This window comes from Marinobacter sp. (assembly GCF_041984545.1).
Classification (GTDB): Bacteria; Pseudomonadota; Gammaproteobacteria; order Pseudomonadales; family Oleiphilaceae; genus Marinobacter.
Genome location: NZ_JBHIXV010000029.1, coordinates 1 through 24,149 on the forward strand (window position 1 = coordinate 1; position 24,149 = coordinate 24,149).

Sequence of the window (24,149 nt, forward strand, 5' to 3'; positions counted from 1 at the left end):
CATGCCGGGTGGTGTGGGAGGGGTGGAGCCTCATGGCTCCCCCCTATCCCGATTTGGGCCGACCACCATTACCTGCGATCATAGGCAACACCATTCCGGACAAGACAAACCCACAATGACCACCCTTCCTTTCGATGCGCTTGCCTGTCCCCTGGACCATTCTCCGCTCATGCACACCGACGGAGTCTGGCGTTGCGAGCACGGCCACAGTTTTGATGTTGCCCGGCAGGGCTATGTGCATCTGCTGCCGGTGCAGAAGAAACGCTCTCTCGATCCCGGCGACAGCAAACCCATGGTGGCCGCCCGCAGGCGCTTCCTGGAGACCGGATACTATGACGGGATTGCCGAAGCTGTCAGTCACCGGGCGATAGCGGCCCTTGGCTCGATGGTCAGGTCCGGGAGCACCGTTCCAGCGATACTGGATGCCGGATGTGGTGAGGGTTATTACCTTCGCCATCTTGACGCGGCCGCGGGTGAGCAGCCCCTTGCGATGATTGGCGTGGACATTTCCAAGTGGGCCGTACTCTCTGCTGCCAAGCGGGAAAGGGCGTGTCGCTGGGCGGTCGGGAGCAATGCCAACCTGCCGGTGCTGCCGGCGTCGGTGGATCTTATCCTTTGCCTTTTCGGCTTCCCGTCCTACGGCGAATTCGCTCGGGTACTGAAGCCTGGCGGCCGCATTCTTCAGGTGGATGCAGGTGCTGATCACTTGAAGGAGCTGCGCGAAATCATCTATCCGGAGTTGAAGCCAACCAGGGAACGAACCTCGTCGGCGCCTGAAGGGTTCGAGGAACTCGCGTCCAGCACGCTCCGGTTCACAGCAGTGCTTGGCGATCAGGACGCGATTGCCGATCTTCTTGCCATGACACCACACTTGTACCGGGGCAGTGCCGAGGGGCTGGAGAGGGCTGCAACCCTTAGCACCCTGACGGTGACAGTAGACGTCGTGATTCGTGAATTCGAGAGGCAGGCAGATAGCCTCTAGGAGGAGCCGGGGCGGCGCTTGCGTGCCACCAGACGTTTTTCTGCCTGCCCGATGATCAGGGTGTCCGCCAGAATGTGCAGCGCCCGGTTGGTGGTGCGGACCGTCCGGTAGATTTCCTGGCTGGTCTCATCGTGACTGGCTCTCGCCTTGCGGGCACTGCTCCGGAATTCCTCGTCGCTGGAAAACAGGTCAATCAGCCCGAACGTGGTGTTGGAAATCGCCTTATGCAGTTTTTCCACGGCGGTGGCGCCCCCGGTTACCGAGTCTTCCAGCAGGCGCGCCCGGTTACGGACTTCCAGCAGGTCCATCCGGCTTTTCTGTATGGCGCTATTTGCGGCCACCCGATGGGAATTGAGAATCCGGGCTTCGCGCCGGCCCAGTATGAGCAGGCGGAAAGCCTGGCAAAGCACCGCCAGTGCGAGCAGCTCTAACACTCCGATCAAAGCAACAAGAAAGGTTTCCATGGTCGATCACCGATACTCGATGTGCATTTCCACGTCGATTTCCCGCTCGGCCAACTCCGACTCCAGCTCCTTCATCACTTCCTGGTACACCATCTTGCGCACCATCACCGGGAGTTTATCCGCCAGGATCCGGGCAGAGCGGGATTCCCGTTTCGCCAGGGCAATCGGATCCAGTACCCGAAGCGTAAGCACCAGCTCGGGTTCCTGTGCGTTGCCCGGGATATCGTCATTTTCCATCATGCGGGCGATCATTTTGCGCTGCTCCACCACTTGCCAGCACAAAAAGGCACTGAACAGCACCAACAGCAGGCTTAGCACCAGAAGAAAGGTGGTCAAGGCGAACCTCCGGAATTCGGTTAATACACGTGCAGGCAGTGTGCCCGAGGAATCATGACAAACGATTGGCCCTATCGACGGTATTCTTTGTTCTATCAGGAAAGTGGAACCGGCGCTCAAAACCGCTAACATCGTTTGCAGTCGGGCAGTGCACCACGCAGAATCAACGGGTTAAAGCGAACTAGTCACACCATTAGAGGATGAAATCATGGTCTGGTTGAAGGCGTTTGCAAGCGGCTTTCTCGCAACTTTGGTGTTTCACCAGGGCCTGTTTGCCCTGTTCTGGTTGGCGGGCGTAGTGCCGGCGGCTCCGTTCAACCTTTCGCCGGTTCCGCCTTTGGGTGTGCCCCAGGTGGTATCGCTCGCCTTTTTTGGCGGTCTCTGGGGCATGGTGCTCTGGCTGCTTCTAGGGCGCCTGGCGGGGGTGACCTTCTGGCTCGGCCATGTCATTGTGGGTGCGATAGGGCCCACCGTTGTCGCCATGCTGGTGGTGTTTCCCATGAAGGGACTGGACGTGTCCGCGCAAACCTGGGTAGGCGGCCTGATCCTGAATGGTTTCTGGGGCCTTGGCGTTGCCGTTTTCATGGGCCTGATGGGTGCCCGTGCGGCCACCGCGCCCCGCTGAGTTGTCAATTCAAACGGCTGATTAAGGAAGAGCAATGACCAAATCCAAAGACACGGCCTACGACCTCGTGGTCTTCGGTGCCACCAGCTTTGTTGGCCAGATTCTCACCCGATATCTGCTCGAAACCTACGGCGTGGATGACCAGGTAAAGTGGGCCATCGCAGGGCGGTCGGAGAGCAAACTGACGGCTCTTAAAACCGGCCTTGGCAAGAAGGCGACAGACATACCCGTCATTCTTGCCGACGCATCAGACGAAGCGGCCCTGCAGTCCATGTGCGAGCAGACCCGTGTGATTATCTCCACGGTCGGCCCCTACGCACTTTACGGCGAGCCCCTGGTGCAGGCCTGCGTTCGCAGCGGCACCGATTACTGTGATCTCACCGGCGAAGTGCAATGGATCCGCCGGATGGTTGAACGTTATGAGGAAGAGGCCAAAGCCTCCGGGGCCCGGATCGTACATTGCTGTGGATTTGATTCCATTCCCTCGGATATGGGCGTCTGGTTTCTGCAGAACCAGGCCGAGCAGACCTTCGGCAAGCCCTGTCAGGACGTTCGCATGCGCGTGAAGACCGCGAAGGGGGAGTTCTCCGGCGGCACGGTGGCCTCGATGATCAACGTGGCAAAGGAAGCGGCGGCCGACCCGAAGCTGAGAAAAGAGCTGGCCAATCCGTTCTCCATCTGCCCGCCGGAGCACCGTTCCAAAACCCGGCAGCCAAGCCTGAAAGGCGCCGAGTATGACAAGACGTTCAATGCCTGGCTGGCGCCGTTCGTTATGGGGGCGATCAACACCCGCGTGGTGCACCGTTCAAATGCCCTGCAGAACGCCCGATACGGCCAGGAATTTACCTACGACGAGGCGATGATGACAGGCCGTGGCACCAAGGGCCGGCTTGCCGCCTATGCCATCACCGGCGGTCTGGCCGCGTTCTTTACCGCTTCCGCGATCAAACCGACCCGCTGGCTGGTAGAGAAGTTTGTGCCAAAGCCCGGTGAGGGGCCCAGTCCTGAGGCCCAGAAAGCGGGCTTCTACGACCTGAGGTTCGTCGGTCGCACTGAGGACGGCAAAACGCTGATCACGAGGGTAACGGGAGACCAGGACCCCGGCTACGGCTCCACCGGGAAAATGCTCGGCGAGGCGGGCATGTGCCTGGCGTTCGATGTCCCGGCTGATCAACCCGGAGGCTTCTGGACGCCGGCCTCACTGCTGGACGGCAAGCTCCTGGAGCGCCTGACCAGTAAAGCCGGCCTGACCTTCGAAGTGGTTGAAACCCGCTAACGGGGCCTCCTAGCTGGAAAGAGAGATCACACGGTCGGTGCCCGGGAGGGCATCCGGCCCGTGTGCGAGCACAATCACGGTTTTCCCTGTCAGCAGCGTTTCCAGGCGCTTCGCGATCCTCGCCCGGGTTTCCATGTCGAGCCCCGTGAACGGCTCATCAAGTATGAGCAGTGGCGCCGGGCTCAGTAGCACCCGTGCCAGGGCCAATCGCCGCGCCTCGCCGCCCGAGAGACGGCTCCCCGAACTTCCCAGCCAGGTATCGAGCCTTTCCGGTTCCGTCGCAAAGCGATCTGCCAGTTCCATTTGCTCGAGAATTCGCCAGAGCTCTGTATCCGAGGCGTTCGGGGCGCCCAGTAACAGATTTGCCCGAAGGGTGTCGTCGAACAGCACGGTTTTCTGGGTAAGATAGGCGCACGCCTCGCGTGCCAGACTGCCGTGGGGCAACGGAAGCAGACCGGCCAGCGCATCGGCCAGGGAAGACTTGCCGCTACCGGAATGACCAATCACGCCCACCCGCTCGCCCGACCGCAGGGTCAGGCTGAAGTGGCTGAACAGTGGCGCGTAGCCGGCATGTTTTACCGTGATGTTATCGGCCTGGAGAGCCGTGCCCGAGGTGAGTTTCCCAACCGCGCCCACCTGCGGCCGTTGACCTTCCCGGCAGTCCCGATTCAGCCGTGCCGCAGAGGCCAGGGTAGCACCGAGTTTACCGAAGGCGTCTGGCAACATGGCGAATACTTCGGCCAGGCCGAGCAGGGCAATGGGCAGCAATACAAGCACCGGGCCGGTAATCGTTCCGGCCTGGAAGAGGGCAAGACCCAGCCAGAGCGCCACTACGGTGGCCAGATGGATGAGCAGGTGCGAGCCGGCCAGGTGCCAGCCAACCCGAGTGTCAACACGGGCCTGCTCGGCATTCGCCTGATGCGCCTGCCGCATGAGCCAGGCGGCATGCTTGCCAGTACGCCCGGCGGCAGTGAGCTCGGGCAATCCCTCAATATGCTCAATCACCGCTGTGCGCAGTTCGTCCTGTCGGGTGCTCTGCCTTGCCGAAAGGTTACGGGTAGCCAGGTACACCGAGGCAGTGGCCATGAGCAGTGCCACCAGCAGCACGAGCGTCAGCCAGAGCGCTGTGCGGGCATCGAAAAGTGCAGCGGCAAGGATCAGCACCAGCACGGTCGTCAGACCCGCCAGGGCAGTGGGCGCCATCAGACGCAGGTACAGGGTGTCCAGCGCGTCGACGTCCGAGGTGAGCCTGGAAAGCCACTGGGCACCACTCAGACCACTGCGGCCCAGCCCATGGGTGCCGGCCAGCCCATGGAACAGCGCAACCCGGATGTCGGTCAGCAGCCGCAGCACGGTGTCGTGGTTGTAAACCCGCTCCAGATACCGGAAAACCGTGCGCGACACCGCGAAGAAGCGGATGGCGCCGCCCGGGACGTACAGGTTTATGGTGGCGGCCGCCCCGGCGGCCAGTAACAAGCCAACCACTGCCGTTTCGGTGATAAACCAGCCGGAAACCGCTAACAGCGCCAGACCAGACACCAGGGTGCCAAACATCAGCGCGCCGCCGGCCAACAGACGAACCGGGCGCTTGAAGATCAGTTGCAGCCAGGGTTTGAGTTCACGCATCGCGCACCTCCCCGCCGGATACCAGCAAAATCCGGTTTGCCAGAGTCAGCAAGGCCTGATGGTGCGTTGAGAAAACCAGAGTCTTGCCAGCCAGCGCCAGTTTGTGCAGCGCTTCGAGCACAAAGACTTCGCTGTCGCTATCGAGGCCCGCAGTGGGTTCATCGAGCAGAACAAGGTCGTAATCGGCCAGGAAAATACGGGCCAGGCTCAGGCGTCTGGCCTGGCCCCCGGAGAGGCCCTGGCCTTCTTCGGAAACCGGGCTGTACAAACCGTCCTGGCGGGTCGCGAGCAGTGCGCCCAGCCCGACATTACACAATGCGGATTCGATGGCTATATCCGAGGCTTCGGGCGAGGTCAGCCTGAGGTTGTCGGCCCAGGTGCCATGAACCAGGAAGCCTTTCTGGCCCAGCCAGCCGAAACGGAATTCGCCCGGTACCTGCCCAAATACACTCAGAGTGCCGCTGTCGGGCGCAGTGAACCCGGCCAGCACGTGCAGCAGGGTGGACTTGCCGCCCCCCGTCGGACCGGTGAGGGCGACCACGTCGCCCCGGTTTATGGTGAGGTTGCAGTTTTGGAGCACTGGCTGCTCCGGGCGATAGCTTTTGTGGACTGCCCGAAGTTCGATGCGCTCCGGGTTCCCGACAGGAGCCGGTGCGTTTTCTGGTTGCCTGGGGGCTGGCTGAGAGGCCAGCCGTGCCAGGATTTCAGAACTGGCGCCAAGGGCCGCTGCACGGTCGTGATAGTGTTGTGAGAGCGTGCGAAGCGGCTGAAAGAATTCCGGCGCCAGCAGGAGCACCAGCAACCCGGAAAACAGGGTGAGCTCATCCGCCGGCCCGAAGCTGATGTAACCCAACAGGCCGAAGCCGATATAAATCGCGACCACGGCAATGGCGACCGAGGCAAAAAACTCCAGAACCGCCGACGACAGAAAGGCAACCCGGAGCGTTTTCATGGTGACCCGACGATACTGGTCGGAGCGCTCTCGAATGAGCTCCGATGCCCAGGCCGTCTGACCAAACAGCTGTAGGGTGGTGAGGCCGCGTACCTTGTCGAGGAACTGCCCGGACAGCCGGCTGATGGTGATGAAATGCTGCTGGTTGAGCTTTTCAGCGCCCATTCCCACCAGGGCCATGAACAGGGGAATCAAAGGTGCCGAGGCCAGCAAAAAAAGACCGGCAAGCCAGTCCAGCCAGAAGACCAGAACCAGGATAACCAACGGCACAATAACCGCCAGGAGCGTTTGGGGCAGGAACCGGGCAAAGTAGCCATGCAGCGCTTCAACGTGGTCTATCCACTCCCGGGCCAGGGTGCCTGCCGAGAACTGGGCCAGTTCGACCGGCCCGGTGGCCTGCCAGTGATGGTGCAGCTGACGACGGACATCCCGCCGTACTCGCTCGCTGCTCAGCGCGGCGAAACGGGTCTGCGCGCCTTGCGCCAACGTCCGGACAACCAGGGCAAGAATCAGGCTGATAAAGAGGGGTGCAAGTTCAGCAACGGGGACCTTTTCGATCACCCCGAGATGAACGATTCGCGCCAGCAGCACCATCTGGACAACGGTGGCAACGCCAGCCACCGTACCCGCAATGACCGTACTGCGAATCCACAGGCGGCTGCCTGTGGCCAGATCGGCAAGCCAGCGACGAACCTCCTGCGGATCCGCCTCGGCCACTCAGTGGTATCCTTCGCCCGCGCGGACTTTGCCCCGGAACACCCAGTAGGTCCAGGCGGTGTATGCCAGCACAATGGGAATCACGAACAGCAGCCCGAGCAGCAGGAACAGCTGCGATTCATAGGCGGAAGCGGCGTCCCACAGGGTGTATTCCGGTGGCACCACATAGGGCCAGCGGCTCACGACCAGCCCGAGATAGGTGAAGATGAACAGCCCCATGGTGGCCACAAACGGCATGCCTTCGAAGCGGTTGCGAACGGAACGGAAGATCTGGAACGCGCACAGAAGCGTGAGCACCGGCAGAATCCAGATCACCGAGAGATTGGAGAACCAGCGCTCGCGTACCATGTCGTCCACAAACGGCGTCCACACGCTGATAATCCCGAACACCACCAGGACGGCGCCCAGCAGGGGAAGCGAGATCCGGTAGGCCCACTCCTGCAGATAGCCTTCGGTTTTCATGATCAGCCAGGTTGAGCCCAGCAGGGCGTAACCGGCCAGCATGCCTAGCCCGGTCAGCACCGTGAACGGCGTGAGCCAGTCCAGTGCGCCGCCGACGTAGACACCGTTGGCGGTTTCGAAGCCCTGGATGTAGGCACCCACCACGGCACCCTGGGCGAAGGAGGCAACGGTGGAGCCGCCTGCGAAGGCCCAGTTCCAGAGGTAGCGAGACGTTCTCGCCTTGAACCGGAACTCGAACGCCACGCCCCGAAAAATCAGACCGGCAAGCAGCAGAAACACGCCGATGTACAGCGCCGGCAGGAAGATGGAATACACCATCGGGAACGCCGCCAGCAGGCCGGCGCCGCCCAGTACCAGCCAGGTTTCGTTACCGTCCCACACCGGCGCGACCGAGTTCATCATGGTGTCGCGGCCTTCCTCATTGGGCGCAAACGGGAACAGGATACCCACGCCGAGGTCGAAGCCGTCCATCAGCACATACATGATGATGCCAAAGCCAATGATAAAGGCCCAGATGAGTGGCAGATCAAACAGTTCCATAATCAGTGACCTCCCTGGCTTGCCGGTTTGCCGCGTTGCTCATCGTGCTCGATCTCGAAGGGCACGTGGGCCGCAGAGAATGGCCGCTTAGGACGCTCCGTTTCATGCTCTTCCTCGGGCCGATCTTCGAGGCCCACATACAGCACCCGCATCAGATAATAGACACCCGCTGAGAACACCAGCGCATACACCACGATATAGCCAATCAGTGTGAACAGTGTCATACCGCCTGTCAGTGACGGGGTCAGCGCCTGAGCCTGGGTCATCTGCCCGTAAACCAGCCAGGGCGCCCGGCCGATCTCGGTGACGAACCAGCCGGCCAGAACGGCAATGAATGGCGTAATGCTCATGAAGCGCATGGCCTGCAAAAACCAGGGGGTTTGCCAGTAGCGCCCTCCGGCCCGCAGCACCAGGCCGGTAACGGCGGCAGCGATCATCAACAGGCCAAGGCCGACCATCACCCGGAACGACCAGAACACAATGGCCACCGGCGGCTGCTGAGCCACAGGTACCTCATTGAGCCCGGGCACTTCGCCATCCCACTCGTGCGTGAGGATGAAACTGGCCAGGCTGGGGATGCCGATCTCGTAAAGGTTACGCTGGCTTTCCTGATCCGGAATCGCAAACAGCAGCAGCGGCACATGACGGGAGGTTTCCCAGTTGCCTTCCATTGCTGCCACCTTCATGGGCTGGTGCTCAAGCGTATTCAGGCCATGGAAGTCGCCCATCACCGCCTGAGTAGGCGCAAGCAGCAGAAGGAGCCACAAACAGATGGACAACGCCTTGCGGTTGGCTTCCACCTCTCGGCCTTTCAGCAGGTACCAGGCACTGACACCGGCCACCACAAACCCGCCCGTGAGGAACGATGCCAGCAGCATGTGACTGAAGCGGTAGGGGAAGGATGGGTTGAAGATGGCTTCGCTCCAGGAGGTGACGAAGAAAACGCCATCTCGAAGCTCGGTGCCGGCCGGCGTGTGCATCCAGCTGTTGGCGGAAAGAATCCAGAACGATGAAATGAAGGTGCCGGTGGCCACCATAATCGCCGCAAGCAGGTGAATGCCTGCCGGCACCTTGTCTCGCCCGAACAGAAGAACGCCCAGGAAGGCCGCCTCCAGGAAGAACGCCGTCACTACCTCATAACTCAGCATGGGCCCGAGGAAGTTGGCGGAGGCCTGGGCGAAATTGCTCCAGTTGGTACCGAACTGGAAAGACATCACAATGCCCGACACCACACCCATGCCGAACACAACCGCAAACACTTTGGTCCAGAAACCCGAGAGTTTCACCCACACCGGGTTACCGGTTTTGAAGGCCAGTGCCTCCAGGGTGGCAATGAACGAGGCGAGGCCGATGGTAAACACCGGGAAAATGGCGTGAAATGACACTACAAACGCAAACTGGATTCGCGAGAGCATCAGGGGATCAAGTTCCATGGGAACCCTCCGGTTACGTTCACATCAAAAGACACGGGCCCAGCGAACCCGTTCATCCGCTGCCTTCGCTCATTTTGTTGTGTTGTACTGCCGGCAGATCGTTAACATGCTACTAAACTTTAGGGGCTCACCGGTATAACGGATTGCTCCCTCCTTGATTTAAAACAAGTATGGTGAAGCCAATGAGCTTTTACGAAGACCGGATCCTGCCGCACATCATAGACTGCGCCTGCTCCATGGGCCAGGTGATGAAGCTTCGCAGCGAGGTGGTGCCGCGTGCCAGGGGCCGCGTTTTAGAAGTGGGCATGGGCTCCGCCATCAACCTGCAGTTCTACCGGGCTGACCAGGTGGAAATGGTGTACGGGCTTGAACCGTCCGAAGGCATGCGCCGAAAGGCCCGCCCAAACCTGGAAAAATCGCCGGTAACGGTGGAGTGGCTGGACTTACCCGGCGAAAAGATACCTCTGGAAAAGGATTCGGTAGACACGGTCCTGCTCACCTTTACCCTGTGTACCATTCCCGACTGGCATGCGGCCCTTGAGCAAATGTGGCGGGTACTGAAGCCGGGCGGTGAACTGCTGTTCCTGGAGCACGGTGAATCGCCCGATGGGCGCACCCGCAAATGGCAGCACCGGATTACACCAGGATGGAAGAAACTGGCGGGCGGCTGCCACCTGAACCGCCACATCGCCGACCTGATCCGCCAGGGCGGTTTCCAGATCGAGGAACTGGAAAACCTCTACATCCCCAGGGCACCCAGGATTGCCGGGTATATCTACAAGGGCAGGGCAATCAAGCCGGCCAATGCCTGATCACACATCGCAAAGCACGCTGCTGCAGCGGGCGGAATGCGAATTGCGTTACCCCACGCAGACTTATACAATTCCGCCCGTCAAATCCCCCTCCGATTGCCCGGATGGTGAAATTGGTAGACACAAGAGACTTAAAATCTCTCGGCCGCAAGGCCGTGCCGGTTCGATTCCGGCTCCGGGCACCATTACTTCTTCGACATCGCCTCCAGCATCCGATTCACCGCCTCCAGATGCTCCGGCTCGTTGTGGCACAGGCCCTGGAAGTTCGCGCACACATCCAGGAAGTCCTTCAGGTCCATCCGGGGTGCCATTTTCATCAGGCGCTTGGTAAGCCGGGTCGCTTTGGGTGGCTGGCTGGCGATGCGGTTTGCCATGGCGTTGGTGGCAGTCATCAATTCTTCCGCAGGTACAACCTCCAGCACGATGCCCAGGTCCCTGGCTTCGTTGGCATCAATCACCCGGCCGGTGAGGGTCAGTTCGAATGCCCGCTGGTAGCCGATCAGTCGCTGCATGAACCAGGCGCCGCCGTCGCCGGGGATAATGCCGAGGTTCAGGAAGGTTTCGCCGAATCTGGCGTTTTCAGAGGCGATGCGGATGTCGGCCATGTTGGCCAGATCAAAGCCTGCGCCGATCGCAGGGCCGTTCACGGCGGCGATGATCGGCACCTCGACGTTCTGTAACGCCAGCGGAATGCGCTGGATGCCCTTCCGATAACGGTCGGCGCATTCGGCCGGATCGCCCGCGAAATCGCCGCTGCGGTTGGCCATGTCACGGATGTTGCCGCCGGCGCTGAAGGCGGAACCGGCGCCTGTGATCACCAGCACCGACACATCCTCACATGCGTTCACCCATTCCGCCGTGGTAACAATGTCCTCAATCAGGTTCGAGCCTGTCAGAGCGTTGCGCAGGTCGTGGCGGTTGAAGGTGAGGGTGGCTACCCGGTTTTCCAGGGTAAGCAGGGCATCGGTGAGCGTCGGGACGTTGGTCATGGCTTTCTGATCCTTGTTATCGGTAGGGCGGTATCTTCGCGCGGAGCCGTTGGTTTTATCAACCGCAGGGGGCCTATCGACTATCCGTGCGTCGCGCGATGGAAATATCGCTTGCGCGTTTTTGAGGCAGGTGCATTATACTGTAGCCGTTGCGGACCGATTTCATGGATAGCAGGAACAGTCTGTTTCTGGTCGCTCCAGCGCCTTTACCGGGGTGTTTAAAGTGGCCGATAAACCAGTCTTATCGCGCTCTCCAGGTTCCGAATCTTCGAGAAGATCCAGTTCTCCGTACCCTCTGTTTGCGCCTCTTGATCGCTTGAACCGCCGCTTTCCGCTGTGGCCAGCCACGTTGCTCCTCGCCGTTCTTGCGATTGCGGGTAACGCCCTGGCAATCCAGCTTTACTACGGCGTTCATTTCATCTTCGGCTCGATCTTTGTGCTTGTGGCCATCCGCACGCTTGGTGCCCGGCAGGCGGTTGTGGTCGGAATGGCGGGAGCGCTCTACACCAGTGTTCTCTGGGAACACTACTACGCGGTGATAGTGTTCCTGGCTGAGTGTCTGTTCGTGCTGGCGTTCAGCCAGCGCACGAGGCGTTCATTGTTTCTGGCCGACAGCCTGTTCTGGTGTCTTCTGGGCATTCCGGCCACGCTTACTCTGTACCACCTGGGCATGGATATCCCGGTTAAAACCGCCTTCGTGATCGCCGTGAAGCAAATGTTGAACGGTATCTTCAATGCGGCCATGGCGGGGCTCATCCTTTGCCTTTACTACCTCCTGAAAAACCGCATCTCCACCGGTTATCTGGTGAGCTCCCAGATTCGCAGCATTCTGTTCCATACCATTCTGATGACGGCCCTTGTGTCTGGGTCCGTTCCGGTCCTGCAACTGGCCGAAACCAAACAACAGATCCAGGCCCGGGAGCTCGAGCGGGAGCTGGCCGAGAGCTTTCAGCGGGTAGCCCGATTCTTTGCGGCGAACCCGGACTACTCCCAGGATGAATGGCGGGCCCTGAAAGACTCCATGGGCCCGGACACCCGGATTTTCCTTTACCCCGTTGCCGCCGCGCCCGACAGGTTGGGCGGCACTCCGGAGAGCGGGTTCCGGGTGGATCATGTACGGTCCACGAACCAGCCCTCTGTGATCAAGAGCTGGCAGGAAGGCACCTACCAGCTGTCTGGCGTTCTTGAGACGCACCCAACTACCGGCGTTGTTATCAGTCGGAGCGCACGGTCGGTGTCGATGGAAATGGATGCGGCCAGCCTTGAATTTCTGGGCTACATGGCTGCGTTGCTGGCGCTAGCCATAGTGGTCTCCCGCGGTGTGAGCAACCTGCTAACCCGGCCCATCTGGCGCTTGTCGACCCTGCTCAACAGTTCCACCAACGGGATTGTCACCACCGACATTCAGGGCCGAATTGAGTGGGTTAACCACGGTTTCGTGCGCCTCAGCGGGTATGAGCTGGACGAAATCCGGGGCCGCAAGCCGGGCTCCTTCCTGCAGGGGCCCGACACCGATCCCGATACCGTTGAAAGAATTCGCGGGCACCTAAGCCAGCAGGAGCCCTTCGAAGAGGAGCTGCTGAACTACCATCGGGAGGGCTGGTCTTACTGGATTCGTATCAACTGCGAGCCACTGCTGTCAGAGGACGGACGACTGGCCGGCTACATCGCCGTGGAAACGGACATCACCGAACAACGAAAAATCGCCCATCTTGAAAACGTGGGCAGCGAGGCGCTTGAACGGATTGCCGAGAACGGCAGGCTCGATGACACACTGCTTGCCCTTGCCAGCAGCGTGGAGGACTTTGTGCCCGACATCCGCTGCTCCATCGAGTTGTCCGCCTCATTGTTGGGTGACCATTGTGATCTGAATGCTGCCTGTTACTTCGATGTCAGCGGCGGTTCGATGGCTGGCTATCGATACTGTGAGGCAGTGTCGCCGCTGATTCTTGATCCTGCGAAGAACGCCATCGGGCGCTTGAACGTATTCTACCGTGGTGGTGACATCGCTTCGAAGAATGACTGCGAGGTCTTCAAGCGCGCCGCCCATATTGTGGCGATCATTGTTGAGCGTTATTACGCAGACTACCGCCTGGCGGAGGCAGCCGGCGTTTTCAGACACGCCAATGAGGGCATGGTGGTTGCCGATGCGTCCGGCGTGGTTCTGGATTGCAACCAGGCATTCACTGACATCACCGGTCTTGACACGGAGCAGGTGCGTGGTCGGCCAGCCCTGGACCTGCTCTGGGAAATGGAAGCGGTGCAGGAACCGGGTACCGAGTTACACGTGCCGGCAACCGACGACCAGCGAATCCGGGATACCTGGATCCGCCATCGCAATGGCAAGACCTCCTGCGTGCGCCGAAGCGTAAGCCTTGTGCGGGACAAGCACGGGGATATTCACCGCTATATCTACATCCTCAACGATATCAGCGAGCTGAAGGAGTACCAGAGCCAGCTTGAGAGCATGGCGAAGTTCGACCCTCTCACCAAACTGCCCAACCGGACGCTGCTGAGCGACCGGTTACAGCAGGCCATGATCAACTGTGAACGCAACGGATCGGAACTGGCGGTTCTGTTTATCGATCTTGATGGCTTCAAGGAGATCAACGACAGCCACGGTCATGCGGTGGGCGACGAACTGCTGCGCTCCCTCGCGCGCCGTCTGCGATCCATCATGCGGGAAGGAGACACCCTGGCGCGTTTCGGTGGCGACGAGTTTGTGATGGTGGCTCCCGTGGAATCGGAGGTGAAATCCTGCCCGGTGCTGCTGGACCGCATTCTGTCTGCAGTGGCCCAGCAGAGCCGGGTGCTTGGCAAGCCGGTGGCGCTGACGGCCAGCATTGGCGTAACCTTCTATCCTCAGGCCGATCCGCTCGATGCCGAGCAGCTGCTGCGCCAGGCCGACCAGGCCATGTACCTGGCCAAGCAGGGCGGCAAGAACCAGTATTGTTTCTACGACGCCGACAACGAACGCGCCGTTCGCGATCTGTTCAAAGACCTGAAGCGGGTGGAGGAAGGGCTGAACAATGAGGAGTTCGAGCTTTTCTATCAGCCCAAGGTCAACCTCAGAACCCGTCAGGTTATCGGTGTGGAGGCATTGATCCGCTGGCGGCACCCGATTCGGGGGCTGCTGGGCCCCGCCGATTTTCTTCCGGTAACCGAGCGCCATCCTCTGAGCGTTGGTATTGGCGAGTGGGTCATTCGCACAGCGCTCGCTCAGGTGCGACGCTGGCGCAAGAACGGTCTGCGCCTGCCTGTAAGTGTCAACATCGATCCCTTCCACCTTGTTCGGGAGGATTTTGCCGAGCGCCTGCAACGGTTGCTGGGTGAATACCCCGAGACCCGGCCGGGCGACCTTGAGATCGAAATCGTGGAAACCTCGTCACTGGAAAACTTCAATGCGGTGAACAAGATGATTCAGCAATGCCGAACCCTGGGTGTCCGGTTCGGGCTCGACGACTTTGGCACCGGGTATTCGTCCCTGACATACCTGCGTCAACTGCCCCTGGACTATCTCAAGATTGATATGAGTTTTGTTCGGGGCATGCTCGAGAACCCGGACGATCTTGCCATTGTGAAAGGCGTGCTGGGGTTGGCCGACTCCCTGAACCTGCCGGTTATCGCCGAGGGCGTGGAAACCCTGCAACACCGCAACAAGCTCATGTCGCTTGGCTGCGAGTTTGGCCAGGGCTACTGGCTGTCCCGCCCCGTTTCGGGCGAGGACCTAGAGGCCTGGATGGCGCAGTGGCAGGAGGCGCTGCCCGGGGTGGCGGCGGTCTCAGGAAACCTGGTCGGCCCGGTCTAGCTGCAACCGTTTAGCGCGCTGGTAGCGTCGCACCTCCAGCCACCCGTGTGCCGCCAGGGCCGAGAACACGATCACGCCACCTACGAGGCTGAGCTGTGGCGGTACTTCTCCGAGGAACAGCCACACCAGGAAAGAACCCAGCACCGTCTCAAGCAACAGCATCAGGCTGACTTCCGCCGCCGGGATATAGCGTGGGCCAATCTGGATCAGGATGCAGGCGGTGGGCAGGAACACAAGGCAGAGCAGGGCAATAAAGAAGAAATCCCGGGTGGAGGGCCATTGGGCGCCGCCCATCAGAGCTGCAGCGCCGGCCAGAACCAGGGCGCCGAACATCAGCATCACGCTCATGTCGCTGTCCGGCTTTGAGCGGGCCACGTTGAGGTTGGATGCCAGTGCGGTGGCGGCAACCACCGCCATCAACAATCCAAGTGGATCGCCCTTGCCGAATTCGCCCACGGCCATGAGGGTGGCGCCGGCCACGCACACCAGGATCACCAGCCAGGTTCGAAGCGGCAGTGTTTCCTTCCAGATCGCCCAGGCAATCAGGGCAGCGATGACCGGGGCGGTATTCAGGATTACCAACACGTTGCCGGCGGCGGTGTTTTTCATGCCGACCACAAAGCCCAGGGTGCTGACGGCAAACGCACCCGCGCAGAACAGGCCCTTGCGACCGCATTTGCGGATCTCGGGTATCAGTCTGGCCCGGTAGCGGGCCCAGCTGATGACCAGAAAACTGAGGGCCAGCAAGAGCCCTCGCCAGAACAGGAAAACCACCGGTTCAACGGAGGTGATTTTCACCAGGAGCGCGTCCGGTACGATGAACAGTACGCCCAGGGCGGCGATGGTCAGTCCTTTGATTCGGGTGGTCTGCAAACTGCGTTCGCCTTGGCTGATGGGGCCCCTGGGCCCATGGTTTAAGGTTTGTCCTGCTCGGGCAGTGGCTCGATGCGGTTAATATCGCCGGTGGGGGCCGCCGGTTCATCCTGGTAGATGACAAACACTGCTCCACCAATAACAGCGATGGCAAACAACGTTTTGAGGATAATCGATTTCGACATGCGCTCTTCGCCTCCTTTTAAAAGCCTGTACCTTATGCCTATGGGCGGGACGGGCTTTTCACAACGGCAAGGCCGGAGAAACTGAGCATCCTACAAAAGTCGCTTCGACAGTATAGCGCCAGTCAGCAATACTGAAACCAGACGTTCAGAGAAGGCAGTCGGGCGGTCCCGCAGACGACTGCCTGGCATTGAGGAGGCACGCCATGACAGTCCAGTCGGAACCCCTGGTTCGGAAATACAGTGAAAACGGCATTACCACGCTCACACTGAACCAGCCCGAGAAGCGGAACAGCCTGTCCATGGCCATGCTGGAGGCGCTGTCAGCGACACTCGACGAGGTCGCTTCGGACACCGATACCCGCGTGGTGGTGCTCGCTGCTGCCGGCCATGTGTTCTGCGCCGGGCACGATCTCAAGGAAGTGCGGGAGCAGTTCGACAGCCACGACTTCCAGTTGGCACTGTTCAACCAGTGCAGCAAGGTGATGCAGCAGATCGTTAATCTGCCCAAGCCGGTGATTGCTCGGGTGGCGGGCGTGGCCACTGCGGCCGGCTGTCAGCTGGTGGCAAGCTGCGACCTGGCGGTGGCTGCTGATACCGCTCGTTTTGCCACGCCCGGGGTCAACATTGGTCTTTTCTGTTCTACGCCCATGGTGGCGCTGTCTCGCAACGTGTCCCGCAAACACGCGATGGAAATGCTGCTGACTGGCGAGATGATCGGCGCGGTCAAGGCGGAGCGGCTGGGGCTGGTGAACCAGGTGGTTGACGAACAGCATCTTGACGAAATGGTCTACGAGCTGGCTCGCACCATCGCCGATAAATCGGGGCTCACCCTGAAGATCGGCAAGGAAGCGTTCTACCGCCAACTGGAGATGCCGTTGGCAGATGCCTACGAATACACCTCGAAAGTCATGGCGGATAACATGATGGCAAACGACGCCCAGGAGGGTATTTGCGCGTTTCTGGAGAAGCGCAAACCGGACTGGCAGGACCGCTGAGTCTTCCGGTGCCGCGGCTCAGAGGGTAGGGCAATTTGCGGCGCCCAGCCTGAGCCGATCGCCCGGTTCAATATTGTGCTTCCTGAAGAACCCCGCATTCATCTCCACCGCGCTGATGAACGGCACTCCGGCCGGGTAGGTGGGACAACCTGATCCCGAGGCGGACGCACAGGGCACCATGTGGCGGATGCTGCCCACGATGCCGTTTTCGTCGAGAAATGCGATATCAAGCGGAATCCGTGTCCTGTACATCCAGAAACCGTGGCTGGCATCGCGCTCCTGTTCATATTGGAAGAGCATGCCGTGATTCGGAGAGAGAGAGTCTCTTCCCATCAGGCCTTTGCGGCGCTGTTCCGGGGTGGAGGCCACTTCCAGGATTACCGGTACTACCGGGTTGCCGCCGATAAAACACGCCTCAATCTCAGGCAGGCTTTCCTGCGGTGCTGCAATGCCGGTGCGACACCCCTGCAGCGATGCGAACGCCAACAGCAGGCATAGCCAGGGTAAGGACCGGGGCGATGTGGCGGCGATGTTCACGAGCGCAGCCGATAGCCGGTCTTGAAGATCCACCAGATGGCTGTCATGCAGGCGGCCAGGAACACCAGGGTCATACCCACGCTGATGCCCACATGCACATCCGATACGCCGTAAAAGGCCCAGCGGAAACCGCTGATCAGGTACACCACGGGATTGAACAGGCTTACGGTCTGCCATACCTCCGGCAGCATGTCGATGGAGTAGAACGTACCACCCAGGAACACCAGGGGGGTCACGATCATCATGGGCACAATCTGCAGCTTCTCGAATCCGTCTGCCCAGATGCCGATGATGAAACCGAACATGCTGAAGGTAATGGAGGTGAGCACCAGGAAAGAAAACATCCAGAATGGATGCAATACGTCGTAATCAACAAAGAACTTGGCGGTGGCCAGAATGATCACGCCCAGGATCACCGATTTGGTGGCAGCGGCCCCCACGTAACCAAGCACCACCTCAACGTAGGAGACCGGCGCAGACAGCACCTCGTAGATGGTGCCTGAAAACTTCGGCATGTAGATACCGAAGGAGGCGTTGGAGATGCTCTGCATCAACAGGGAGAGCATGACCAGGCCCGGAATGATGTAGGCACCGTAGGCAATATTGTCGATGTCGCCCATGCGAGAGCCAATGGCCGAACCGAAAACCACGAAGTAGAGGCAGGTGGAGATTACCGGGGAGAGGACACTCTGCATCACTGTGCGTCTCATCCGGGCCATTTCAAACTTGTAGATAGCGCGAACGCCGTAAAGGTTCATTGCCGTTCCTTATCCGTTAGCTTTACTGGCGGGCTTACTCGTGTACCAGTCCCACGAAGATTTCCTCAAGGGAGCTCTCGCGGGTCTGCAGATCCCGGTATTCAATGCCCAGATCGCTCAGGGTGCGCAACAGCCGGGCCACGCCGGCCTGCTCCTGCTGTGAGTCAAAGGTGAAAATCAGCTCGTAGCCATCATCGGACAGCTCCACCGGCTCCAGGGTCAGTTCGCCGGGCACTTTCTCGAGCCGTTGTTGCAGCTGCAGGCGCAGTTCCTTCTTGCCGAGCTTGGTCATCAACTGGTCCTTGTCTTCCACCAGGATGATTTCGCCCTGACGGATCACGCCGATGCGATCCGCCATTTCCTCGGCTTCCTCGATGTAATGGGTCGTCAGGATGATGGTAACCCCGTTCTCGCGAAGTTTACGCACCATCTGCCACATGTCCCGACGCAGCTCCACATCCACGCCTGCGGTGGGCTCGTCCAGGAACAGGATCTGCGGTTCATGGGACAGGGCCTTGGCAATCATCACCCGGCGCTTCATGCCACCGGAGAGCGACATGATGCGGTTGTTGCGCTTATCCCAGAGGGAAAGATCCTTCAGCACCTTCTGGATGTGCGCCGGCCTGGGTGCCTTGCCGAACAGGCCACGGCTGAACGACACCGCGTCCCAGACGGTTTCAAAGGAATCGGTGTTCAGTTCCTGGGGCACGAGGCCAATGGTTTCCCGGGCTTTCCGGTAATCCTTCACGATGTCGTATCCTGCGGCCTTCACCTCACCCTCGGACTTGTTCACGATGCCGCAAATGATACTGATAAGGGTGGTCTTGCCGGCGCCGTTGGGGCCGAGCAGGGCGAAGATTTCGCCACGCTGGATCTCCAGGTTTATGTCTTTCAGGGCCTGGAAGCCGTCTTCATAAAACTTGCTGAGGTGCTTAACGGAGATGTCCGGCTGCACGGGCGTTTCCTGTAGTCAGATTGGGTCTGAGAGAAGGCCGCGTATTTTCTCATGACTGGCGCCGGTTTAGAAACCTTTGCCTTGTTCGCGGAAACCACCATAATGCCGCGAAGACCAAAAACAGGGGCATTACGTGAAGTATCTGGTACGCGCAGTGATCATTCTGGGATTTCTGGTAGGGCTGATGACCCTGTTGATGCTGGTGGTGGCCCTGTTCGGCCCGGCCGATGACGGCACAGGTTCGCAACCGGCGGCGGCACGTTGCGATCTGCTGAAAGCTGGCCCGTGCGTCTGGAACACCGATGCCGGCCGATGGTCGGCCAATCTGGAGATGGTTCGCGATACCAGCGATGGAACCGCCTACCGCCTTGAGGTAAGTGCACCGGAAGCGCCCGAACGGTTCCTGGCTGTCCTGCGTGGCGAATCCATGTATATGGGAGAGTATCCGGTAGCCCTCGGCCAGGAGGCTGACAATCTCTACACCGCGCAGTTCACTGCGCCAATCTGCAGCGTCGACGCCTCCATGACCTGGCGGATCGACCTGCAGGAAGGCCAGGCTTCAATCGAAGACGTGCCGCTAATCCTGGTGTTCGAGGCTGCCGGTCGATGAGGCCCGCAAAGCGTGCTCCAACCCGCTGACAACCATTGGAGAACGTGTAAAATCACGAAATCCGGCCGACAAAGGCCAACTCTAACGACAACACCGCCCAACCGGGGACAACGTGATGGATTACGGAGATAGCGTTCAGAAAGTACTGCTCAGAAAGATTCGCAAGGCCGAACAGGACCTGATGCAGTTGAAGCTGGATTATTGCCGGTTTGTGTTCGGCCTGAGCCACAGGGCCCGTGTGCTGGCCAATGGTGAGGTGTACGTGGTTCGTTCGGTAGACGTCGACACCATGACCCACGCCGACGATGGTGGCTTCACCCGCCCCGCTATTACCGGCAGCCCGGCGGAAGGGAAGGACGAGGGCCAGACCCGGGACCTGGGGACCGACTGGGTGCTGGAAGGTTCTCAGGTTCGGAGCTGAACTGAGGGCACATGACGGGTGCCAGAGGCCCTCAGATGAACGCGTTACTGGTAATCGCTTCGTAGAGGCTGGAGGTCGGGGGGACGTAATGGCTGTACCGCCAGAACTCCGCGCCCTCGAGCCCCGATCGATAGCAGGCCAGTAACACCGAACTCGAGGTAAGAGTGGCCAGGGCCTGGAACGCTTCCGTCTGACGGATCCCGGTCTTCCTGCTGATAATGTGCGCCACAGTTGCCGCGAGCCTGTCCGTGTGCCGGGCCTGCCGGTCGCACAGGGCACAAGCTGCTCCATACAGCCAGGCTGCTGAATAACCTCGCACCGTCTCCGGTGCGGTGGCCAGGTCCAGACCCCGTACGCGACAATCCCTCTCCTGCAATCCCGCCAGAATGTGCAATTGGGTGATCAGTTCGGTTCGGTCTGGCGCGACCTCAGCCGGGGGCCGGGCAACCTCAGGGGCGCGCTCCCGAAATGACGGTGTCGGTGCAGGGTGGCCCGCCGCCATGGGTTCACTGCGCACAAGGGCCGATACCCGAAAGGCCAGGAGAAAAAGCAGCGCCAGGAGCCCCGCCTGGGTCAGAAGTATCAATCCGTTCACAGTGTTCACCGACATCCGAAATGTTGCAAAACGTGATCGGAGTGTAACGGAATGTATCTCAACAAGAACGCCTACCGTTCAACAGATTCGCACTGGCATTGACTGAAATGACGGAACTGTGACGGGTATCGCACCGGTTTTTGGCGCGCTTTGCTCAGCAGGTGGGCATCGTCTGCAACGCCAGTTTCCGTCGGATGAAGCGGCCGAGGGCATCGATTCCGATATTCAGCAGTGCGGTGATGAGGATCAGCACCATGGCACGATCAAACCGGATGTTCTGGATGGCGCTGTCCACGTAGAAGCCCAGGGTATATATCCCAAGAATCCCGAGAATGGCCGTTTCCCGCATGATGATTTCCCAGCGGTAGAACAGGAAAGCGAGAAAGGAACGATACACCCGGGGCACAAGCTCCCAACTGTAACGATTGAAGCCGGTGGGCGCGTCGGGACGAAGGCGAATGCCGTTTGTCTGCCGGCCAATCAGGTGGCCGATAATGCCGCCGTTGTGGAGGGCCAGCGCCACCACAGCGGGTAGCATTGAGGGCCCCCAAAGCTGGAGCAGGATGTAGGCCAGGATGTATTCCGGGGTGGAGCGGGCAATCACCAGAAAAACATGGCCTGAAGTACGGCGCACAGGCCCACCAAAATGATTGGAAATCAGTGGGAAGGCCAGCAACGTCAGAATGCCAGTGGCCACCAGGGCAATCTGAGTGAGGACAACAGTGTTCCAGATGCCCGGCAGCGCCTCATTGATCATCAGATCGTTCAGCCACGGGAGCAGACCGGCCAGCCCTTCGCCGCCCCGCAGCGGGCTGGGAATGATGTCCTGTGTGAAAAAGCGCTCGACGTTACCCCATACGATGGGCAGCCCCTCGCCAAGGAAAAACGGGGCGCCCAGGATGTAAACGGGCAGCAGCCGTGGTTTTACCCAGAGCGGAATGGTTGCGATCAGCACATAGAACAGGATCAGCATGGCGCCTGCGTCGGAGTAGAGACCCTGGGAGAACGACGACTCCAGGTAGAAGCCAAGGGTGGGCAAACCGACAAACCCCAGGATGGCGCTCGAGCGCAAGCCGCATTCCAGCCGGTAGGCCGTGTAGGTTCTCAGTTGCACCCAGCAGTCCGGAATCCGGGTGTAGAGGAAGGTTGCGATCACGCCGGCGCCGGGCGGCAATAGCCGTGCGGGTTCGGGATCGACCTCATCGAGGATTTCGGAATAGACCTTGGCGAAGATCCCGGCATAGGGAATGGCGATGGCAAGAACACCCGTGAGGGGGTGAAAGCCGAAGAACTGAAGAAAGATCAGTGCCCAGAAGAGCTCGTGGATGGCGCGGATAAAGGCGCAGAAGATACGGACCGGTAGAAAGCGGTACACCAGTGACAGCAGGAAGCCGCAAATGCTACCCAGCGCTACGCCCACAAAAGCGAAGGCAACGGTCCGCAACAGCGCCGTCATCAGGCCTTCACTGCTGAAGAAATTCGGGGTAATCACGCCCAGAAAGAAGTTGCCGAGATCCCGCCAGGGGTTGGAGGCGGTGATGGCAATGTCGGCAAACAGCAACCCGACGAGAGCGATCGCCAGGAAAATCAGACTGGTGCGTACCGTGGGGGAAGAAAGCATGGTGCCGCTCCGTTCCCTAATACAAGGACATGATGTCGGCGGACGTCAGCCGATCGCTGCGCTCATCCAGGGCCACCTGTCCGTCCTGAATGCCGACAATGCGGGTACAGTATTTCAGTGCCATGTCGACGTCATGCAGTGCAATCACGCTGGTGGAAAACCGTTCTTTCAGCAGCTCCATCACCATATGGGCCATAGGGCCGTCGAGAGCGGAAATGGGCTCGTCTGCAAGCAAAATGGGGGCGTTCCGGTAGAGTGCGCGGGCAATGGCGACGCGCTGGCGCTGACCTCCGGATAATGACGCGGCCGGCATCCAGATTTTCTCGGACATGCCCAGCGTCTTGAGTAGCCCGCTGACTTCGGCCCGATTGCGGGCAAAGGGCCGGATCAAGGTTATCGTGCTGTACCAGATGGCGTGCCGGTCCAGTTGCCCCATGAACACGTTGTGGAAGACGGGTAACGCGTTAACCAGGCCCAGTTCCTGTGGTACCAGGGAGGCATTCCGGTTTACCCGTTCGTGGATCAGGCGGATCAGCGTGGATTTACCGGCGCCACTCTTGCCCACGAGGGCAACCTGTTCACCGGATTCAACCCTCAGGGAGAGCGGGCCTATGACCCGCTCTCCGCTGAAGGAAGCCGTAAGACCAGAAAAGTCGAAACCTGACATCAATCCAGGATTCCGATCTCTTCCGCTGTCCGGCGAATCGGCTCGTAGTCGTCGTTCGAGGCGGGAATAAAGCCAGACCGCGGGAAACTCTCAAGCAGGGCAGGGTCGTCAAGATTCAGCAGAGCCTGGGTAACCCGCTTCTTGAAGCCTTCGCCAAACCGCTCATCCACGTCACCACGGATGGTCCACTGGTAATCGGGGTACGGTGGCGTTTCCCAGATAACCTGAACGGCATCGGTATCAATGTTGCCATCTGCCAGTTCTTTCTCCCACACCTGGAAGTTCAGGGCGCCTACCTCATAGGTTCCTGCTTCCACCAGCCGCAAGGTCCGTGTGTGGTTGCCACTGAAGCCAACCCGGCTGAAAAAGTCTTCCGGCTTCTGGCCGAACACTTCGCGGATGTAAAACTCCGGCATCAGGCGGCCAGATGTGGAGCCCTTGGAGCCAAAGGTAAAGGTCTTGCCCTTGAGGTCTGCTTCCAGTTCCGCCAATTCGCCTGCGGGCTCAATGCCGGTGCTGGTATTGGCAATAAAGTAGGTCTGGAAGGCCTCGTCTTCCACGCCCTGGGCGATGGCTTCGGAGCCGGGAACCAGGCGCCGGGCCTGTACGCCGGAAAGTCCGCCGAACCACGCCAGCTGCACCTGGTTATTCCGGAAAGCCGAAACGGCAGCGGCGTAGGATTTCACGGGGATGTAGCGAACATCCACGTTCAGTTCACTTTCCAGGTAGTCCGCAACACCCCGGAACCGCTCCACCAGCTTGGTCTCGTCTTCATCGGGAATGGCGGTGAACACGAAGGTTTCGGCGGAGGCGGAAGCTGCGGTGAAGCAGAAAAGGCTGGAAATCATCAATTTCCGTATAAGATTGCAGGCCATGTGCGTTCCTTGATTACCAGAGGATTTGATGGGAC

The 24,149-nt window shown here is 59.9% G+C and carries 24 protein-coding genes and 1 tRNA gene; 9 read left to right on the forward strand and 16 right to left on the reverse strand.

The window, feature by feature from the left end; translation table 11 throughout:
• The first annotated feature begins 115 nt into the window (after positions 1-115).
• Positions 116-982 (forward strand): putative RNA methyltransferase, encoded by an 867-nt coding sequence (locus tag ACFC20_RS13315; RefSeq protein WP_375193442.1) that lies wholly within the window; start codon positions 116-118, stop codon positions 980-982.
• Here the strand turns inward: ACFC20_RS13315 and ACFC20_RS13320 are convergent.
• Positions 979-1,446, reverse strand: a complete 468-nt coding sequence (locus ACFC20_RS13320) for a hypothetical protein (RefSeq protein WP_375193443.1) — start codon at positions 1,444-1,446, stop codon at positions 979-981. The genes ACFC20_RS13315 and ACFC20_RS13320 overlap by 4 nt on opposite strands.
• Positions 1,447-1,452: 6 nt before the next feature.
• The gene (locus ACFC20_RS13325) at positions 1,453-1,782 is read right to left on the reverse strand and encodes a hypothetical protein (RefSeq protein ID WP_375193444.1); all 330 of its coding nucleotides are present in this window, start codon (positions 1,780-1,782) and stop codon (positions 1,453-1,455) included.
• A gap of 208 nt (positions 1,783-1,990) precedes the next feature.
• Between ACFC20_RS13325 and ACFC20_RS13330 the strand changes: the two genes are divergently transcribed.
• Positions 1,991-2,407, forward strand: coding sequence for a hypothetical protein (locus ACFC20_RS13330; RefSeq protein WP_375193445.1), 417 nt, complete (start codon positions 1,991-1,993; stop codon positions 2,405-2,407).
• 34 nt (positions 2,408-2,441) lie between these two features.
• Complete coding sequence (locus ACFC20_RS13335) at positions 2,442-3,683, forward strand: saccharopine dehydrogenase family protein (RefSeq protein WP_375193446.1); 1,242 nt, start codon at positions 2,442-2,444, stop codon at positions 3,681-3,683.
• 9 nt (positions 3,684-3,692) lie between these two features.
• Here the strand turns inward: ACFC20_RS13335 and cydC are convergent, their stop codons facing one another.
• Genes cydC through ACFC20_RS13355 form a run of 4 tightly spaced genes read right to left on the reverse strand, consistent with a single transcriptional unit; the run spans position 3,693 to position 9,413 of the window.
• Entirely contained in the window at positions 3,693-5,309 is a 1,617-nt protein-coding gene (gene cydC / locus ACFC20_RS13340) for a thiol reductant ABC exporter subunit CydC (RefSeq protein ID WP_375193447.1), read from the reverse strand.
• A complete protein-coding gene (gene cydD, locus ACFC20_RS13345) occupies positions 5,302-6,978 on the reverse strand; it encodes a thiol reductant ABC exporter subunit CydD (protein WP_375193448.1) in 1,677 nt (558 codons plus the stop codon). The genes cydC and cydD overlap by 8 nt, the downstream gene beginning before the upstream one ends.
• Entirely contained in the window at positions 6,979-7,980 is a 1,002-nt protein-coding gene (gene cydB, locus ACFC20_RS13350) for a cytochrome d ubiquinol oxidase subunit II (RefSeq protein WP_375193449.1), read from the reverse strand.
• Positions 7,981-7,982: 2 nt separating this feature from the next.
• On the reverse strand, positions 7,983-9,413 hold the full coding sequence (locus ACFC20_RS13355; protein ID WP_375193450.1) for a cytochrome ubiquinol oxidase subunit I: 1,431 nt from the start codon (positions 9,411-9,413) through the stop codon (positions 7,983-7,985).
• Positions 9,414-9,595: 182 nt separating this feature from the next.
• On the opposite strand from ACFC20_RS13355, the gene ACFC20_RS13360 reads away from it, so the two are divergent.
• Complete coding sequence (locus tag ACFC20_RS13360; protein WP_375193451.1) at positions 9,596-10,225, forward strand: class I SAM-dependent methyltransferase; 630 nt, start codon at positions 9,596-9,598, stop codon at positions 10,223-10,225.
• A gap of 98 nt (positions 10,226-10,323) precedes the next feature.
• A tRNA-Leu gene (locus tag ACFC20_RS13365) sits at positions 10,324-10,410 on the forward strand.
• Here the strand turns inward: ACFC20_RS13365 and ACFC20_RS13370 are convergent.
• Positions 10,411-11,214 carry an enoyl-CoA hydratase-related protein gene (locus ACFC20_RS13370; protein ID WP_375193452.1) on the reverse strand — a complete coding sequence of 268 codons (804 nt, stop codon included), beginning with the start codon at positions 11,212-11,214 and terminating at the stop codon, positions 10,411-10,413.
• 349 nt (positions 11,215-11,563) lie between these two features.
• Here ACFC20_RS13370 and ACFC20_RS13375 point away from each other — a divergent pair, with 349 nt between their 5' ends.
• Positions 11,564-15,022 (forward strand): EAL domain-containing protein, encoded by a 3,459-nt coding sequence (locus ACFC20_RS13375; protein ID WP_375193453.1) that lies wholly within the window; start codon positions 11,564-11,566, stop codon positions 15,020-15,022.
• Here the strand turns inward: ACFC20_RS13375 and ACFC20_RS13380 are convergent.
• Both ACFC20_RS13380 and ACFC20_RS13385 read right to left on the reverse strand, forming a co-directional pair.
• Positions 14,996-15,895 (reverse strand): DMT family transporter, encoded by a 900-nt coding sequence (locus tag ACFC20_RS13380; RefSeq protein WP_375193454.1) that lies wholly within the window; start codon positions 15,893-15,895, stop codon positions 14,996-14,998. The two genes, ACFC20_RS13375 and ACFC20_RS13380, sit on opposite strands and share 27 nt — an antisense overlap.
• 41 nt (positions 15,896-15,936) lie before the next feature.
• On the reverse strand, positions 15,937-16,080 hold the full coding sequence (locus ACFC20_RS13385; RefSeq protein ID WP_375193455.1) for a hypothetical protein: 144 nt from the start codon (positions 16,078-16,080) through the stop codon (positions 15,937-15,939).
• 203 nt (positions 16,081-16,283) lie between these two features.
• Between ACFC20_RS13385 and ACFC20_RS13390 the strand changes: the two genes are divergently transcribed.
• Positions 16,284-17,075, forward strand: a complete 792-nt coding sequence (locus ACFC20_RS13390; RefSeq protein WP_375193456.1) for an enoyl-CoA hydratase — start codon at positions 16,284-16,286, stop codon at positions 17,073-17,075.
• 18 nt (positions 17,076-17,093) lie between these two features.
• Here ACFC20_RS13390 and ACFC20_RS13395 read toward each other — a convergent pair whose 3' ends face one another.
• From ACFC20_RS13395 to ACFC20_RS13405, 3 genes are read right to left on the reverse strand one after another with little or no spacing between them, the layout of a single operon-like run.
• Positions 17,094-17,645 (reverse strand): DUF192 domain-containing protein, encoded by a 552-nt coding sequence (locus ACFC20_RS13395; protein ID WP_375193457.1) that lies wholly within the window; start codon positions 17,643-17,645, stop codon positions 17,094-17,096.
• Positions 17,609-18,370: an ABC transporter permease gene (locus ACFC20_RS13400; protein ID WP_091985314.1), complete on the reverse strand. Its 762-nt coding sequence runs from the start codon at positions 18,368-18,370 to the stop codon at positions 17,609-17,611. Before ACFC20_RS13400 ends, ACFC20_RS13395 begins: the two co-directional genes overlap by 37 nt.
• A gap of 34 nt (positions 18,371-18,404) precedes the next feature.
• Entirely contained in the window at positions 18,405-19,325 is a 921-nt protein-coding gene (locus ACFC20_RS13405; RefSeq protein WP_375193458.1) for an ABC transporter ATP-binding protein, read from the reverse strand.
• Between the two features lie 133 nt (positions 19,326-19,458).
• On the opposite strand from ACFC20_RS13405, the gene ACFC20_RS13410 reads away from it, so the two are divergent.
• Positions 19,459-19,935, forward strand: coding sequence for a hypothetical protein (locus tag ACFC20_RS13410; RefSeq protein ID WP_375193459.1), 477 nt, complete (start codon positions 19,459-19,461; stop codon positions 19,933-19,935).
• A 115-nt stretch (positions 19,936-20,050) separates the two neighbouring features.
• Positions 20,051-20,356 (forward strand): hypothetical protein, encoded by a 306-nt coding sequence (locus tag ACFC20_RS13415; RefSeq protein ID WP_091985310.1) that lies wholly within the window; start codon positions 20,051-20,053, stop codon positions 20,354-20,356.
• A 31-nt stretch (positions 20,357-20,387) separates the two neighbouring features.
• On the opposite strand, the gene ACFC20_RS13420 is transcribed toward ACFC20_RS13415, so the two are convergent.
• The 4 genes from ACFC20_RS13420 to ACFC20_RS13435 form a co-directional block, all read right to left on the reverse strand.
• Positions 20,388-20,951: a hypothetical protein gene (locus ACFC20_RS13420; protein ID WP_375193460.1), complete on the reverse strand. Its 564-nt coding sequence runs from the start codon at positions 20,949-20,951 to the stop codon at positions 20,388-20,390.
• Positions 20,952-21,105: 154 nt separating this feature from the next.
• Positions 21,106-22,572 carry a PhnE/PtxC family ABC transporter permease gene (locus tag ACFC20_RS13425; RefSeq protein WP_375193461.1) on the reverse strand — a complete coding sequence of 489 codons (1,467 nt, stop codon included), beginning with the start codon at positions 22,570-22,572 and terminating at the stop codon, positions 21,106-21,108.
• Between the two features lie 16 nt (positions 22,573-22,588).
• Complete coding sequence (locus tag ACFC20_RS13430; RefSeq protein WP_375193462.1) at positions 22,589-23,239, reverse strand: phosphonate ABC transporter ATP-binding protein; 651 nt, start codon at positions 23,237-23,239, stop codon at positions 22,589-22,591.
• On the reverse strand, positions 23,239-24,087 hold the full coding sequence (locus ACFC20_RS13435; RefSeq protein ID WP_375193463.1) for a putative selenate ABC transporter substrate-binding protein: 849 nt from the start codon (positions 24,085-24,087) through the stop codon (positions 23,239-23,241). Before ACFC20_RS13435 ends, ACFC20_RS13430 begins: the two co-directional genes overlap by 1 nt.
• Positions 24,088-24,149 lie beyond the last annotated feature (62 nt).

Excerpts from the sequence above, each read along its gene's own strand:
- ACFC20_RS13320 (WP_375193443.1), bottom strand. The coding sequence starts at position 1,446 with ATGGAAACCTTTCTTGTTGCTTTGATCGGAGTGTTAGAGCTGCTCGCA.
- ACFC20_RS13360 (WP_375193451.1), top strand. The coding sequence starts at position 9,596 with ATGAGCTTTTACGAAGACCGGATCCTGCCGCACATCATAGACTGCGCC.
- ACFC20_RS13430 (WP_375193462.1), bottom strand. The coding sequence starts at position 23,239 with ATGTCAGGTTTCGACTTTTCTGGTCTTACGGCTTCCTTCAGCGGAGAG.
- ACFC20_RS13370 (WP_375193452.1), bottom strand. The coding sequence starts at position 11,214 with ATGACCAACGTCCCGACGCTCACCGATGCCCTGCTTACCCTGGAAAAC.
- cydB (WP_375193449.1), bottom strand. The coding sequence starts at position 7,980 with ATGGAACTGTTTGATCTGCCACTCATCTGGGCCTTTATCATTGGCTTT.
- ACFC20_RS13335 (WP_375193446.1), top strand. The coding sequence starts at position 2,442 with ATGACCAAATCCAAAGACACGGCCTACGACCTCGTGGTCTTCGGTGCC.
- ACFC20_RS13415 (WP_091985310.1), top strand. The coding sequence starts at position 20,051 with ATGGATTACGGAGATAGCGTTCAGAAAGTACTGCTCAGAAAGATTCGC.
- ACFC20_RS13390 (WP_375193456.1), top strand. The coding sequence starts at position 16,284 with ATGACAGTCCAGTCGGAACCCCTGGTTCGGAAATACAGTGAAAACGGC.
- ACFC20_RS13315 (WP_375193442.1), top strand. The coding sequence starts at position 116 with ATGACCACCCTTCCTTTCGATGCGCTTGCCTGTCCCCTGGACCATTCT.
- ACFC20_RS13330 (WP_375193445.1), top strand. The coding sequence starts at position 1,991 with ATGGTCTGGTTGAAGGCGTTTGCAAGCGGCTTTCTCGCAACTTTGGTG.
- ACFC20_RS13435 (WP_375193463.1), bottom strand. The coding sequence starts at position 24,087 with ATGATTTCCAGCCTTTTCTGCTTCACCGCAGCTTCCGCCTCCGCCGAA.
- ACFC20_RS13400 (WP_091985314.1), bottom strand. The coding sequence starts at position 18,370 with ATGAACCTTTACGGCGTTCGCGCTATCTACAAGTTTGAAATGGCCCGG.
- ACFC20_RS13385 (WP_375193455.1), bottom strand. The coding sequence starts at position 16,080 with ATGTCGAAATCGATTATCCTCAAAACGTTGTTTGCCATCGCTGTTATT.
- ACFC20_RS13355 (WP_375193450.1), bottom strand. The coding sequence starts at position 9,413 with ATGGAACTTGATCCCCTGATGCTCTCGCGAATCCAGTTTGCGTTTGTA.
- cydC (WP_375193447.1), bottom strand. The coding sequence starts at position 5,309 with ATGCGTGAACTCAAACCCTGGCTGCAACTGATCTTCAAGCGCCCGGTT.
- ACFC20_RS13425 (WP_375193461.1), bottom strand. The coding sequence starts at position 22,572 with ATGCTTTCTTCCCCCACGGTACGCACCAGTCTGATTTTCCTGGCGATC.